Raw genomic sequence first — 14,014 nt, 5'->3', positions numbered from 1 at the left:
ATCGGATGGTTCCTTCCGGTCGAAACGACTGATACCCGGGTAGACACCGCCCGCACCCGGATCGGAACGATCGCCCGAAGATTGCGGTCGCGCCGGCCGTCGTCGTTTCCTGATCGGTCATACCCCCGACACTAGCGTCAGGTCAGACCGAAGTGGTCGATGTCGAACAAGGCGCCCGACCCACCGCTGAAGGTCAGGAACAGCGCCCCCGTCCCCGCCCCGTTCAGCGTCGTCGAGACGGTCTGGAAGTTGTCCCACCCACCAGTCACCGGTACGGCGACCTGCCCGAGCACCGGTCCACCGGCCGACCCCGAGCGGATCCGGATCGTCCCGCCCGCACCGCCCGACGAGATCCGCGCGGTGAAGCCGGTCTTCCCGGCCGTGCTCACCTGCGCGTAGCCCGCCCAGTCCCCGTTGTCGATGTAGCCGAGCGTCTGTCCACCACTGGCGCCACCATGTCCGGCCACCTGGACGCCGGACTGCGACGTGAACGCCTCTCCCTCGATCTGCGTCACCGGCGGCGTCGCGGAGGCGTTGGCGGCGTACTGGATGCCGCCGAGCAGGTGCCGCCGGAACGCCTGGTCGGCGTACGACTCGATGGTGTGCCCGAACCCGGTGTAGAACGACCGGCCGGCGCCCTGCGGGTGGTACCAGGCGATCGGGTGATCACCCATGTTGCCGCCGCTGTAGGTCGACTCGTCGAGGTTGATCAGCACCCGCACGTTCGGCCGCGGGTTGGTGCGGTAGTTGTACAGCTCGTCGGTCCGCACCCAGGTCGTCCCGAGGTGCGCGGTCGACTGGTGCGTGCGGTCCTCGACCCGCGCGGTGACCTGCTGGATCGCCGGGTGGCTGTGGAACCACGCGCCGACCAGCTGCCCGTACCAGGGCCAGTCGTACTCGGTGTCGGCCGCCGCGTGCACCCCGACGTACCCGCCGCCGCCGTTGATGTACGCCTCGAACGCGGTCTGCTGCGCCGCGTTCAGGATGTCCCCGGTCGTGCTCAGGAACACCACCGCCTTGTACGCCGCCAGTTGCGCGGCCGTGAACACGTTGCTGTCCTCGGTCGCCGTCACGGTGAACCCGTTCGCCGCGCCGAGATCCCGGATCGCCTGGATCCCGGCCGGAATCGAGTCGTGCCGGAAGCCGGCCGTCTTGCTGAACACCAGCACCTGGTACGGCGCGGCCGACGCCGTCTGCCAGGGCAGCAGGCCGCCGACCACCAGCGCTCCACCGGTCAGCAATGCCGTACGTCGCGTGAATGTAGTCATGCCAGCTCCCTAGGAAGAGACGGTGAAGGTGTCGACGTCGAACAGCGCGCCCGCGCCGCCGGTGAAGCTCAGGAACAGCGGGCCGCTCGCGTTGCCGGTCAGTGTGGTGGAGACGTTCTGGAAGTTCTCCCAGCCGCCGGTGCTCGGGACGGCGACCGAGCCGAGCAGCGTGCCCGTCGCCGACCCGGACCGCACCTGGAGAGTGCCGCCCGGACCGCCCGACGAGATCCGCGCACTGAACGACTTGATGCCGCTGGTGCTCACCTGGGAGTACCCGGCCCAGTCGCCGTTGTCGATGTAGCCGAGCGTCTGCCCGCCACTCGCGCCCGCATGCGCAGCGACCTGTACGCCGGACTGCGAGCTGAACGCCTCGCCCTCGGACGTCGTACCGACCGATCCCGACGTCGCGAGCGTGAACGCGTCGAGGTCGAACAGGTTCCCGTTGCCGGTGACGCCCTTGAAGACCAGGAACAGCGTCGTCGTGCCCGCGGGCTTGTTGGTCAGGTTGGCCGAGACGTTGGTGAACGTGTCCCAGCTGCCCGTGTTGGCGACCGGGACCGTCGCCATCAGCTGACCGGTCGCGGACCCGGCCCGCACCTCAAGCGTGCCGCCGGGACCACCCGACGAGACGCGCGCGGTGAACGAGGTCGCCGTGCTCAGCGCGTACGGCGTGAACGAGACCCAGTCGTTGTTGTCGACGTACCCGACCGTCCGTCCGCCCTCGGCGGCCGCGTGCGTGGCCAGCTCGATGCCGGACATCGCGCTGAAGTGCTCGCCCTGGCGGTGCCGCGGCTGGAGCTTGCGGGTGCTGTGCGTGGTGATGCCGCCGTTGTCGGTGTACTCGGCGTCGAAGACCCCGAAGATGTTCGCGGCCGGGTCGTGCTCACCGTCCGGCGGCACGGCGATCGAGCCGCTGCAACCGGTCTTCGAGGTGATCTGGTGCTGGTGGTCGTCGTGCCCGAGCAGGTAGGTGACCTTCACCCGGCTGCAGTCGATCGTCCCGTCCTCGGGATCGCTGACGTTGACCTGGAACGGCACGGTGTCGCCGAACGAGAACGGCTGCCCGTCGGCCGGCGTCTGCAGCGTCACCGACGGCGCGGTGTTGCCGACGCTGATCTGCACGTTCGCCGAACCGGTCAGCCCGGTCGGGTCCGTCACGGTCAGCGTCGCCGTGAACGTGCCCGCGGTGTTGTAGGTGTACGACGGGTTGGCCTGCGTCGAGCTGCCGCCGTCGCCGAACGTCCACCGGTACGACAGCGCGCCGCCCTCCGGGTCGGAACTGCCCGCCGACGAGAACGCCACGGTCAGCGGCCGGCCGCCGGACGTCGGGGTTGCGGACGCCTTGGCGATCGGGTTGCGGTTGGTGCTGCCCTTGTACTCGATCCGCCAGAGCGCCTGGTTGTTCGCGCCGGTCCCGTAGTCGAGCACGTAGAGCGCGCCGTCCGGGCCGAACGCCATGTCCATCACCTGCGTGCCGGTCCACGGGAAGGCGCCGATGTCGCCGACGCCGCCGGTCCCGGTGACCTCGATCGCCTTGATCCACTTGCGGCCGAGCTCACCGGCGAAGTAGCGGCCGTTCAGCGACGCGGGGAACTTGACCGGCGAGGTGTTGTTGGCGTCGTACCGGTAGACCGGGCCACCCATCGGCGACTCGGAACCGCCGCCGAACTCCGGCGGCGTACCGGCGTCACCGCCGTACCGGATCCAGGACGGCTTGGCCGGCGGCAGCTTGGTCTGGCCGGTGTTGCGGAACGAGTTGTTGGTGGCGCCGCCGGCGCAGTCGAACTTCGCGCCGGACGGGCCGCTGGGGAACTGGAAGTCGTTGTAGGTCTCGGTGCTGGTGTTGGTGCCGGTGCAGTACGGCCAGCCGTAGTTGCCGGGGGCAGTGATCCGGTCGAACTCGACCTGGCCGTTCGGGCCGCGGTTCGGGTTGGTGACACCGGCGTCCGGGCCGTAGTCGCCGAGGTAGACGATGCCGGTCGGTTTGTCGACACTCATCCGGAACGGGTTGCGGAAACCCATCGCGTAGATCTCCGGCTTGGTCTGCGCGGTGCCCGGCGCGAACAGGTTGCCGGACGGGATCGTGTACGTGCCGTCGGCCTGCGGTTTGATCCGGAGCAGCTTGCCGCGCAGGTCGTTGGTGTTGCCCGAGGTGCGCTGCGCGTCGAACTGCGGGTTGCGGCTGGTCCGCTCGTCGATCGGCGTGTAGCTGTCGGACTGGAACGGGTTGCTGTCGTCGCCGGTGGTCAGGTAGAGGTTGCCTGCGGCATCGAAATCGAGATCGCCGCCGACGTGGCAGCACTGGCCGCGGTCGTTCGGGACCCGGAGCACGATCTTCTCGCTGGCCAGGTCGAGGGTGTTGTCGGTCTTCAGCACGAACCGCGACAGGTGCAGCTCGCCCTTCCAGCGGTCCCAGTCGGCCTGGGTGCCGTCGGTGGGAGCGTCGCCGTCCGGCGTACTGAGCCGTGGGGAGAAGTAGAGCCAGACGAAACGGTTGGTCGCGAAGTTCGGGTCGACCGCGACGCCCTGCAGGCCCTCCTCGTCGTGGGTGTAGACGTTGAGCCGACCGGCCAGCGTCGTCGTACCGTTGACGTCGGTGATCCGTACGGCGCCGTCGCGGGCGGTGTGGATCACCGAGCGGTTCGGCAGCACGGCGAGCGACATCGCCTCGCCGAGCTCGTTGGCGCCACTGGCCAGCGACACCTGCTGGTAGTCGGCGGCCGGGATGGTCGACCCGGCCTCGGCCGCCGGGGCGGTCAGGCCCAGGGCTGCGATCAGCGCCGTCGTGACCAGTACGGCGACTCGGCTTCTTCTCATCACGCGACTCCTTCGATCAGGTCGAACTGTTCCCAGGGGCCGATCGCGTCCCGGTTGGCGATCAGGGGCGCGGCGCCGCCGTTGTCCGCGCAGACGAGCTTGTTGTTGACCTGCGCCCGGAGACTCACCGAGCCGTCACCGTTGCGGATCAGCTGGAAGGTCTCCCACGAGCCCACGTTCTGGTTCTTGGCGAGCAGCGGGCCGGCACCGGCGTCGTCAGCGGCGACGAGCAGGTTGTTGGCTTTGGCGCGCAGTGAGACGTTGCCGCCGCCGAGGTCGGTCATCACGTACTGCTGGGCGGTGCCGATCGTGGTGGCGTTGGCGATCAGCGGGGTGCCGGTGCCGGCGGTGACGTACTTGCCGTTGGCCCGTGCTTTGAGGGCGACTGCTCCGGTGCCTTTCGTCAGGCCGATCGTTGCCCGGTCGTATCGTCTGGCAGCGGTCGCCGGTGTGCCGGACAGTTGCTGGAACGGCTGCGCTGTGGCGCCGGTCTTCTCGACCAGGTAGGTGCGGCCTGCCTGGGCCGGGATGGTGAAGGTGGCGTTGGACTGAGCTGCAACGATGGTGGCGCGGGTCTGACCGTCCAGGACCGTCACGCTCTGGCCGGGCCACGGGCTTCTCACGTTGAGCTGCTGCGCTGCACCCGAGCTGATCGCGACCGTGGTCGGCGAGCCGTTGGTGATCTGCACGTGCACCCTCGACTTGTGGCCGATGGCAACCGTTCCTTCACCGGTCCAGTCGGTCGGCCAGGCGGGAGCGATCCGGAGCAGCCCGTCGTAGTCCGTCGCCAGCGCCTCGGGCACGGTCGCGGCGAGCACGCCCGACTGCTCGATGTACGGCTCGAACGCCGGCTGCGCGGTGAAGCTCGCCATCCCCGACGGGTAGACCTGGTACTGCCGGATCGCGGCGAGCAGCGCGGTCTTCATGTCGGTCGCCAGCCCGAGCCGGGCGGCGTGCAGCGCGTCGTAGCTCCAGTCGTTGCCGTTGACGTAGCTGCGCGAGGTGTACGTCCGGCGGCCGACCGCTGTCAGCGGTCCGCTGTCACCGATCAGGTTGTACGGCCAGACCGCCTCGAGCCCGATGTTCTCGCTGTTGTGCCGGGCCGCCGTCGGTTGTGTCGACAGGCCGATCATCGTCGTACCGTTGGCGTCCTGCGCGGGCGTGAGCAGCTGGGTCTGGGTCGCCGTGTCGGTCCGCGGCAGCGCCTGGAGCTTCGGGATCGCCGCGTTCAGCTGACCGACCAGCGCGCTGTCGACGCCGAGCGTCTGCGCCGCCTTCACCGCGACCGGGAAGAACGCCTGCATCGCGGCGATGTCGGTGGTCGGGTCGGTGACCCCCCACTGCGTCTCGTGCGCGTTCGAGAACGTGTGCAGCTTGCCGTCGGCACCGGTCGTCGCGTGCGAGAGCAGGAACTGCGCCGCGCCCTTGATCAGCGGGTAGTGCGCGGTCAGGAACGCCCGGTCGTCGGTCATCCGGTAGTGCTCCCAGACCCACAGCCCGATCTCGGCGCCGGTGGTGACGGTCAAGGAGTTGTACGTCGGCGCGATGATCGAGTCGCAGGAGGCGTTGCTGGTACCGCCGTCGTACGTGCCGTTGCCGTTGAACCGCATCGTCTCCGGCACGCACAGGCCCTGCCGGCCGGGCATCCGCTGGCTGGTCCAGGTCGCGATCGCGTCCTGGTTGTCCTTGTAGAGGCGGAACATCGGGTCGTTCAGCGCGGGCAGCCCGGCTGACAGGTTCGCGGCGACCTGCATCCTGAGGTTCCAGAACCAGTAGCCCGACGGGTACCAGTCGCGCTTGTCCTGCGAGAACGTGAACAGGTCGGCGACGCCGGCTTGCGATCCGGGCAGGACGCCGCGGCTCTGCGCGGCAGCGGAGTACAGGTAGATCGTGCGCAGGTTCTCGACGTAGTCACCGGTGCCGTCTTGGGAGCTGATCTTGATCAGGCCTGCTCGTTGCCAGTAGTCGTGCCACCACTGGAGATGCGGGTTCCTGACCTCGGACGCCGGACGGGTGGCCGCTCCGTTCAGTACGGCGTTGGTGGTGGCGATCGAGTCGCCGCCGGTCCACGTGGGCGCCGCGACGACGACGCGGAACGAGCCGTCGGCGTTGGGCTGGAAGGCGACCTGACCGGTGAGGTTGTTCGGCGCCGACGCGACGACGTTGCGGCCGCCGGCGGTGATGCCCGCGAGCGAGCCGAACGTGCGGCCCGACGCGCCGGCGCCCTGGTTGTCGACCCAGGTCTCGGCGAGCGCGGCCACGGCGCCGGAGGCGCGGGCGGTCGGCGTACGGGGTGACCAGAGTTTGACCTGGGCGGTCTGGGTGGCGTTCGGGTCCGCGCCGGTGACGTCGACGACGAGCTGCTGGGTGTCGGCGCGGATGAACGCGGTCAGCGTCATGCCGCCGCCGGACTGGCGCAGCATTCCGTCGTACAGGTCGAGCTTGCCGGTGAAGTCGGCGGCGGTGGTCATCTTCGACAGGCCCGGGATCACGACGTGGCCGAGGGACTTGCGGCTCGGGAACGTGTCGGTGCGGTTGAGCTGCGCGGTGAACCCACCGGCCGCCCAGACCGCCGCCCCGAGGGCGCCGTTGCCCAGCGGGAGCGACTCGGTCGGCACCGCGTTGGCCCGGCCGAGCACGATGTCGGAGCGGCGAACCAAGTTCGGGTGTCGACGACGAAGGACCCGTTCTGCCAGGCGGTGAAACCCGGTGCGGCGACGGCGGGCGGGGAACCACCGGTGGAGATCAGCCCGGCGAGCAGGGCTGTCGCCAGCAGGATTTTGGGCAGGCGGGATCGCAGGAGGGTGTTCATCGGATCTCTCCTGGAGAAGGAGCGGACCCCTGGCCTGGGGGCGGAGAGGACCAGAGGTAGACATCGGATCTTTCAACCATCACTGTCCGAAGTCAACCCCTCACCGGTTCCGGAACTTCTGACCCGGCGGGGTGTGTGCAGCCCGGCAGTGCGCGGTCGCTACTGTCTGGGCATGGCTCGGATTCTGCATATTGCTTTTGGTGACGAGTGGGCCGCGGCGAAGGCCGCCGGCGCTTACCGCATGTCGACCAGAGGTGTTTCCCTCGACGACGACGGCGTGACCTTCATCCACGCGTCCCGGCCCGAGCAGGTCGGCTCGACCGCGAACCGGTTCTACGCCGACGTCGAGGAGCCGCTGCGGCTGCTGGTGATCGACACCGAGCGGCTCGTCTCGGCGCTCTGCGACGAGGACCTGGACGGCAGCGGCACCACCTTCCCGCACATCTACGGCCCACTGAACCTCGACGCGGTGGTCGACGTACAGACCTACGAGCGCGGGGCGGACGGCCGCTGGCCCGAGATCTCCCCACAGGCCGTATCCTGATCGGCGGAACGGGTCGGTCGGGTGACCGCGTCGTCCACTCCGGTGGGCGCCGAGGAAAGTCCGGACTCCACAGGGCAGCGTGGTGGGTAACGCCCACCCGGGGAAACCCGCGGGACAGTGCCACAGAGAACAGACCGCCAGCGGCCTGGACGAACCCCGTGGTTCGTCCAGGTGCGGGTGAGGGTGAAACGGTGGTGTAAGAGACCACCAGCTCGGCAGGTGACTGCGGAGGCTAGGTAAACCCCACGTGGAGCAAGGCCAAGAAGGACGCCGGGCAACCGGCGTTCGCGCGAGCGTTCGAGGGCTGCCCGCCCGAGCTCGCGGGTAGGCCGCTGGAGACTGCCGGCAACGGCAGCCGTAGATGGATGGTCACCGACTACAGAATCCGGCTTACAGACCGGCCCGTTCCCCTTGGTTTGTTTCTCTAGTGGCAGTGGCCTTCGTCGGTCTCCCGGTGGACGATCCTCTGGTCACCCGCGGACGGCGTACCGAGCGGCGCGCCACCGGAAGGTTCGATGGGTGTCTGGTGCGTCTCGGTCACCGGCGCGAAGGCGTGCTTCGCGGAGTACGGCGACCGGGTGTGGGTGAAGGACACCAAGGCGAACGGCGCGCCCGCGGCCGGCACCATCTCCGACACCGAGTCGTCGGCGAGCTGGCACCGCGAGTGCTTCACCCACCTGATCTGACCTGCTCCGGCTCGGCGAGCTGCCTCGCCAGGAACGCCGCCAAGGCGGGAAGCACGATCAGAACAGCCAGAACTGTTTGAAGTGACGTGCTTCTCGCCAGCGCACCCAGCGCCGGCGCGACCAGCCCTCCCGCGCTGACCGCGAGCCCCAGCGTGACCCCGCTCGCCGTACCGACTCGGGTCGGCAGGTAGTCCTGGCCGAGCGTGATGTGGAGCGAGAACGGCACCGAAAGCGCGATCGCCGTCACGACCACGAACGCGAGCATCACCGGCCCGGGGACGAACGCCAGACCTGCCAGCCCGAGCGCGGCCACGGCGTACGCGACCCGCATCACCGGCAGCCTGTCCCAGCGATCAGCCAGCCGTCCGCCGAGCAGCGTGCCGATCACCCCACCCGCGAACAGCACCACCAGTACCGCCGAGCTCCCGGTCGCGGACAGCTCGAGCCGCTGCCCGATGAACAGCCCAACGAACGTAGTCAGGCCGACGTACACGATCGATCGCAGCACGACGACGCCCGTCAGTTGCGTGAACGACCGCCAGTCGTCCGTCCCGGCCACCGCGCCGCGGGACCGCCGCGTGGAGCTGGTTGCCTGCAGCAACGGGATCGTCGTCAGCATCCCGAGCACCGCCGGCACCAGAAGGAACGGCGTCGCCCGCAGTCCGCCGTACGCGAGCAACGGTGCGACCAGCACCGGCGCCAGCGCAAACCCCACGATCCCACCCAGCGAGAACCAGCTCATCCCGACATGCCCGCCCCCGGTGACCGCGCGCGCCGTACGGGCGGCCTGCGGGTGGTACGCCGCGACGCCGACCCCGGTCAGCGCGATCACCGCGAGCGTCAGCACGTAGTCGCTCGTCAGGCCGACCACCGCCGTACCGGCTCCGGTGACGAGCATGCTTGCCGGGAGCAACCACGGCATCGACCACCGGTCGGTCAGCAGCCCGAACACCGGCTGCACCACCGACGACAGCAGCGTCGCGGCGAGCACGAAGCCGGAGACCGCGACGTAGTCGTAGCCGCGCTCGTGCACGAGGAACGGGACGAGCACGGGCACGATCCCCTGGTACAGGTCGACGCTGCCGTGGCCGGTCGCGAGTAGGACGGTCGGGAGCCTCTTCACGGTCCGAGTCTTCCGGGTGTGCGGTTGTCCGGCTTCCGATATTCTGCCGAGTGATGTCGACAAGCCGCCACCAGCCGATCGCGCCGACCGTCCTGCGCCGCCTCGACGCCGGCGCGGGGATCGACGCGCACCGGCACGACGACCACCAGATCGCGTACGCCGCCCGCGGGGTGCTCGCCGTCGCGACCGACCAGGGGCACTGGATCGCACCCGCGGACCGCGCGATCTGGGTCCCGGCCGGGACGGTCCACCAGCACCGCGCGTACGGCCGGACGGACCTCTACCTGGTCGGCCTCACCGAGAACCCGCTCGGCCTGACCGCGCCGACGGTCCTTGCCGTGGGCCCGCTTCTCCGCGAGCTGATCATCGCGTGCACTTCATCCGTCGCCGCAACCCCTGCGGACGCGCGCCTCCGCGCCGTCCTGCTCGACCAGCTCGAGCACACCTCCGAACAGCCCTTGAAGTTGCCCACAGCAACCGACCCGCGGCTGGCCGCGGTCTGCGCGCTGCTCATCGCCGACCCCGCCGATCCTCGACCGCTCGCGCAATTGGCGGCATCGGTCTCCGCCGGCGAGCGCACGCTCTCCCGCCTCTTCCGCTCCGAGTTCGCGATGACGTTCCCGCAGTGGCGCACCCAGCTCCGCCTCCACCACGCCCTGATCCTGCTCGCCGAGGACCACCCGGTCACCACCGTCGCCCTGCGCTGCGGCTGGTCCACCCCGAGCGCGTTCATCGACACCTTCCGCCGTACCTTCGGCCACACCCCCGGACGGCATCTTGACAGGTCTCGGTAAACGTTTGCCAAGATGCTGGGATGATCTACGAGCTGAACCACGTAGGCGGCCCCGTCCAAGACCTCGACGCGAGCCTCGACTTCTACACCGCCCTCGGCGCCGAGATCGTCGACCACCTCTTCATGGCGGGCCCGCAGGTCACCCGCGTCCACCTCCAACTCGGCACCGGCCTGATCGAACTCCTGCACGCCAACAGTCCAGCCCCCGACGCGACGTACGGCCTCAACCATGTCGGCTTCATGACCGACAACCTCGACGCCGACTACGCCCGCCTGATCGAGGCCGGCTACGCCGAGCTCTCACCCCCCAAGGTCGCCGGCAGCGGCCAGGGCCGCCTCGCCTTCCTGGCCGACCCCAACGGCCACCGCGTCGAACTCCTCCAACGCACCGAGGAGTTCCGCGTCCCGCCCATCACCACCGGCGAAACCCGCCGCCTCGCCCACATCGCCCTCGACGCCCCCGACCTGGAAGCCGCCACCACCTTCTACTCCGAGCACCTCGGCCTCCCCCACGACTCCGGCCGCTTCACCCTCAACCAGGACACCCTCGCCCTCAGCCCGACCTGGCCCCCATCCACCACCCCGGTCAACCACCTCGCCCTCGAGGTCACCACCCCCCGCCCCGACCTCCACGACCCCGACGGCAACCGCATCACCTTCGTCCCGGTCAGCTGATCGACCGCCACCCATTGTCACCACCCGCACGCAGCGTTACGGTGACTCCTGATCCCGAGGGGGGCTCGGGGATTCAAGGGGGAACCATGTCACAGCCGCACTCCGGCATGCCCGGACAACCACCACCGATACCACTGCAGCCGATCGTCGAGCAGCCACACGAAAAGCCGCGGCGCTCGATCCGCCGGATTGTCGGCCTCGGCGTTGCAGGCGCCGCGCTGTTCGTCGCAGGCGGGCTCACCGTCGCTCTCACCGGCATCGGTGACACCACCGACCGGGCAACCACCTCGGACTCTCGTCCCGCCGCAGCGGCGTCCACGGCTCCGACGATCGCGGAGACCAGTGAGACAACTCCCGAACCGGCCTACGCCGTACCGACGAAGGCCGACTTCAAACTCACGGCCAAGATCCTCGGCAAGCAGTGCTTCGGGTCGGCGGGATGCAACCTGACTTACCGCATCATGGTCGCCTACAGCGGCGAGGCGCCGGACCCTGCTGTCACCTACGAGGTCGTGTACGTCGTCCAAGGCGGCGACGACGGGCCGGTGACGAACACCCTCAAGGTGACCGGCGATCAGTCGAGCGTCGACGAGGAAGAGTCGATCAGCACCGCGAACAAGGCGAAGAAGCTGACGGTGGTAGTCAGCGAGGTGCTCGCGAGCTGACTACGTCCGTGAGCCCGGGCACCCAGCTCAGGGGGCACCTCCTACTCAATTGTTCTGTCTTTGTTTGTTCTGCGTTCTTGCTCTCGTCCTCAGCTGAGGTCGAGTTCGTAGTACTGGCTGATCAGGCCCTCGCCGAAGAGGATGTGGGGTTCCTCGCCGGTGAGGGTGAAGCCTCGGTTGAGGTAGATCTGGCGGGCTGCTTTCAGGGGGTTGTTGGTCCACAGGACCATGCGTTTGTAGCCGGCGGTGCGGGCGAAGGCGAGGCAGGTGTCGACCAGGCGGCTGCCGAGGCCGTGGCCTCGGGTGGCGGGGGTGAGGAGGAGCAGGCGGAGTTTGGCGGTGGCGTCGTCGGGGCCCTGGACGCAGAAGATGCAGCCGACGCGTACGCCGTCGAGCTCGGCGATCCAGGCGGCTTCGCGGGCCGGGTCGGCGGTCTCGGCGTAGTCGGCGACGATGCGGGCGACCAGGGCTTCGAACGGCAGGCCCCAGCCGTACTCGGCGGCGTACAGCTCGCCGTGGGCCTGGACGACCCAGCCGAGGTCGCCGGGCTGGTCGGCGGGACGGATCACTGCTTCGGACATCTGCACACCTCGATCTACTGACACGAGTGTTTCAGTAGGCGATACTAGCGGTGTGCCGACCACGAAACCAGCCCCCTCCGCGCGGGAGCGGGAACTGCTGGAGCTCGCCTACAGCTACTCGCTCACCCACGGGCTCGCCGATCTCTCGCTGCGCCCGCTCGCGACGGCGATCGGGTCCAGCCCGCGGGTGCTGCTGTTCCTGTTCGGCAGCAAGGACGGACTGATCCGGGCGCTGCTGGCACGAGCACGCAGCGACGAGCTGACCTTGCTCGAGGAGCTCCGGTACGACGAACAGCCGGGGCTCGAGGTGATCGCGCGCGAGTTGTGGACCTGGTTGTCCGCACCCGAGCGGCGTCCGCTGATGAACCTGTGGGTCGAGGCGTACGGCCGTTCCCTGGTCTCCCCCGACGGCCCGTGGGGCGACTACGCGCGCAGTACCGTCGACGACTGGCTGGAGTTGCTCAAGGCATCACAAATCGATGCCGAGAGCAAGCGTGCCCAAGCGCAGCGGACCGCCGTACTGGCCCTCCTGCGCGGCGCGCTGTTGGATCTGCTAGCCACTGGCGATCTCGAGCGCACGACTAGAGCGGTCGAGCAACAACTATCCAGCTAACTCGAACGCGATCGTCCGCTTGGTGATGTCGGCCTCGACCAGCTTCACCCGCACGGCCTGCCCCAGCGGCAGCGGCGACGCGCTCGTCACCTTCCCCTCGACCGCGAGCGTCGACAACGTCACCACGCCCCGCTTCGGGTCCCGCTCGTCCACGTCGACGACGACCCCGTCGAACTCCGCCCCGACCTGGTCGGCCACCAGCCCGGCCTCGACCATCGACACGATCGCGCGCTCGTACGCGTGCGCCTTCCGGTCGCACTCCTCCATGATCTTCGGGATCTCGTCCATCGACTCCAGAACCCAGGACGGCACCGGCTGATCAGCACACAGCGCGACGCAGATCTCCCCGGTCCACCGATCGACCAGCCGGCGCAGCGGCGCGGTCACGTGCGCGTACTCCGACTTCATCGCCGCGTGCTCCGGCTGCTCGGGAACCCCACCGGAGAAGGCGGTGTACCCCGCACCCCGGAACAGAACGGTGCACGCGGCAAGCATCGCCGCATGCGCCGGCACCTTCGGGTCGAGCCCGTGGATGAACTCCGCGTACGACGTACCGACCGGCCACTCGATCCCGAGCGCCTTCGCGGTGTTCTCCAGCTTGCGGCGCGCGTCGTCGTGCGACTCCGGCAGCGTCCGCAGGATGCCGATCTCGCCGTACATCATCAGATGCGCGGCGGCCATCCCGGTGAGCAGCGAGATCTGCGCGTTCCACCCCTCGACCGGCAGCGGCGCGCGGAACTCCAGCGACCACTGGCCGTCGGCCGTGACGACCTCCTGGTCGGGGATCGGCAGGTTGACCCCGCCGCGCTCCAGCTCGCGCTGCTCGCGCAGCTTGCCGACCTCGCGCAGCAGCTGCAGCGACTCCGACGCCGTACCGGCATCGAGATCCCTCTGCACACCCGCGTAGTTGAGCTTCGCGCGCGACTTCACCAGCGCCCGCTCGCAGACGACATCGGTCCCCTCGCCGGACGCGTCGACCGTGATCGTCCACAGCAGCGCAGGCCGCACGGCGTCCGCCAGCAGCGACGCGGCGCCCTCCGAAAGCTCCGGCGGGTGCAACGGCGTGCGCTTGTCGGGCGCGTACAGGGTCTCGCCGCGCTTGCGCGCCTCGACGTCGATCGGGTCGCCGGGCTGCACGAACGCCGCGACGTCCGCGATCGCGTAGTGCACGGTGTAGCCGTCGCCGGCCCGCTCGATGTGCAGCGCCTGGTCGAGGTCCATCGACTCGGGCGGGTCGATGGTCACGAACTCGATGTCCGTGCGATCCAGCGACGGCAGCCGCGGGTTGTCCCGCGCGGCCAGCGCCGCCGCGACCACCTCGGGCGGGAACTCCGCCGGCACCTCCAGCTCACGCCGGATCGTCTGCAGCGAAGCCCGGAGCACCTCGGGCACGTCCTCGGCGAAATGCACCTTCTGCAACGGCACTCGACCACTCCG

12 protein-coding genes and 1 other RNA gene are annotated in these 14,014 nt (G+C 69.3%); 7 read left to right on the top strand and 6 right to left on the bottom strand.

Going from position 1 to position 14,014, the window contains the following annotated elements:
* Nucleotides 1-137: 137 nt before the first annotated feature.
* Genes AB0M01_RS28980 through AB0M01_RS28970 form a run of 3 tightly spaced genes read right to left on the bottom strand, consistent with a single transcriptional unit; the run spans nt 138 to nt 6,745 of the window.
* Nucleotides 138-1,268: a ThuA domain-containing protein gene (locus AB0M01_RS28980; RefSeq protein WP_363674972.1), complete on the bottom strand. Its 1,131-nt coding sequence runs from the start codon at nt 1,266-1,268 to the stop codon at nt 138-140.
* 9 nt (nt 1,269-1,277) lie between these two features.
* Nucleotides 1,278-4,085, bottom strand: a complete 2,808-nt coding sequence (locus tag AB0M01_RS28975; RefSeq protein WP_363674970.1) for a carbohydrate-binding protein — start codon at nt 4,083-4,085, stop codon at nt 1,278-1,280.
* Nucleotides 4,085-6,745 (bottom strand): hypothetical protein, encoded by a 2,661-nt coding sequence (locus AB0M01_RS28970; protein ID WP_363674968.1) that lies wholly within the window; start codon nt 6,743-6,745, stop codon nt 4,085-4,087. The genes AB0M01_RS28975 and AB0M01_RS28970 overlap by 1 nt, the downstream gene beginning before the upstream one ends.
* A 324-nt stretch (nt 6,746-7,069) precedes the next feature.
* Between AB0M01_RS28970 and AB0M01_RS28965 the strand changes: the two genes are divergently transcribed.
* The 3 genes from AB0M01_RS28965 (at nt 7,070) to AB0M01_RS28955 (ending at nt 8,127) form a co-directional block, all read left to right on the top strand.
* Entirely contained in the window at nt 7,070-7,441 is a 372-nt protein-coding gene (locus tag AB0M01_RS28965; RefSeq protein WP_363674966.1) for a DUF952 domain-containing protein, read from the top strand.
* Nucleotides 7,442-7,450: 9 nt separating this feature from the next.
* Nucleotides 7,451-7,850: RNase P RNA component class A (gene rnpB / locus AB0M01_RS28960), an RNA gene on the top strand.
* Between the two features lie 106 nt (nt 7,851-7,956).
* Complete coding sequence (locus tag AB0M01_RS28955) at nt 7,957-8,127, top strand: hypothetical protein (RefSeq protein ID WP_363674964.1); 171 nt, start codon at nt 7,957-7,959, stop codon at nt 8,125-8,127.
* Here the strand turns inward: AB0M01_RS28955 and AB0M01_RS28950 are convergent.
* Nucleotides 8,111-9,250 (bottom strand): MFS transporter, encoded by a 1,140-nt coding sequence (locus tag AB0M01_RS28950; protein WP_363674962.1) that lies wholly within the window; start codon nt 9,248-9,250, stop codon nt 8,111-8,113. The genes AB0M01_RS28955 and AB0M01_RS28950 overlap by 17 nt on opposite strands.
* Before the next feature lie 53 nt (nt 9,251-9,303).
* On the opposite strand from AB0M01_RS28950, the gene AB0M01_RS28945 reads away from it, so the two are divergent.
* The 3 genes from AB0M01_RS28945 to AB0M01_RS28935 all read left to right on the top strand — a co-directional run bounded on the left by AB0M01_RS28945 (nt 9,304) and on the right by AB0M01_RS28935 (nt 11,383).
* Nucleotides 9,304-10,044, top strand: coding sequence for a helix-turn-helix transcriptional regulator (locus AB0M01_RS28945; protein ID WP_363674960.1), 741 nt, complete (start codon nt 9,304-9,306; stop codon nt 10,042-10,044).
* A gap of 20 nt (nt 10,045-10,064) precedes the next feature.
* Nucleotides 10,065-10,718, top strand: coding sequence for a VOC family protein (locus AB0M01_RS28940; RefSeq protein ID WP_363674958.1), 654 nt, complete (start codon nt 10,065-10,067; stop codon nt 10,716-10,718).
* An 86-nt stretch (nt 10,719-10,804) separates the two neighbouring features.
* Entirely contained in the window at nt 10,805-11,383 is a 579-nt protein-coding gene (locus AB0M01_RS28935; protein WP_363674956.1) for a hypothetical protein, read from the top strand.
* An 89-nt stretch (nt 11,384-11,472) separates the two neighbouring features.
* On the opposite strand, the gene AB0M01_RS28930 is transcribed toward AB0M01_RS28935, so the two are convergent.
* Entirely contained in the window at nt 11,473-11,964 is a 492-nt protein-coding gene (locus AB0M01_RS28930) for a GNAT family N-acetyltransferase (RefSeq protein WP_363674953.1), read from the bottom strand.
* A gap of 52 nt (nt 11,965-12,016) precedes the next feature.
* On the opposite strand from AB0M01_RS28930, the gene AB0M01_RS28925 reads away from it, so the two are divergent.
* Nucleotides 12,017-12,577, top strand: a complete 561-nt coding sequence (locus AB0M01_RS28925) for a TetR/AcrR family transcriptional regulator (protein ID WP_363674951.1) — start codon at nt 12,017-12,019, stop codon at nt 12,575-12,577.
* On the opposite strand, the gene AB0M01_RS28920 is transcribed toward AB0M01_RS28925, so the two are convergent.
* Nucleotides 12,566-14,002 (bottom strand): RNB domain-containing ribonuclease, encoded by a 1,437-nt coding sequence (locus AB0M01_RS28920; protein WP_363674949.1) that lies wholly within the window; start codon nt 14,000-14,002, stop codon nt 12,566-12,568. The genes AB0M01_RS28925 and AB0M01_RS28920 overlap by 12 nt on opposite strands.
* Between the last annotated feature and the right edge of the window lie 12 nt (nt 14,003-14,014).

It is taken from the genome of Kribbella sp. NPDC051770, assembly GCF_040681455.1.
Lineage (GTDB): Bacteria > Actinomycetota > Actinomycetes > Propionibacteriales > Kribbellaceae > Kribbella.
This window is presented reverse-complemented; position numbering and strand designations above follow the sequence as displayed.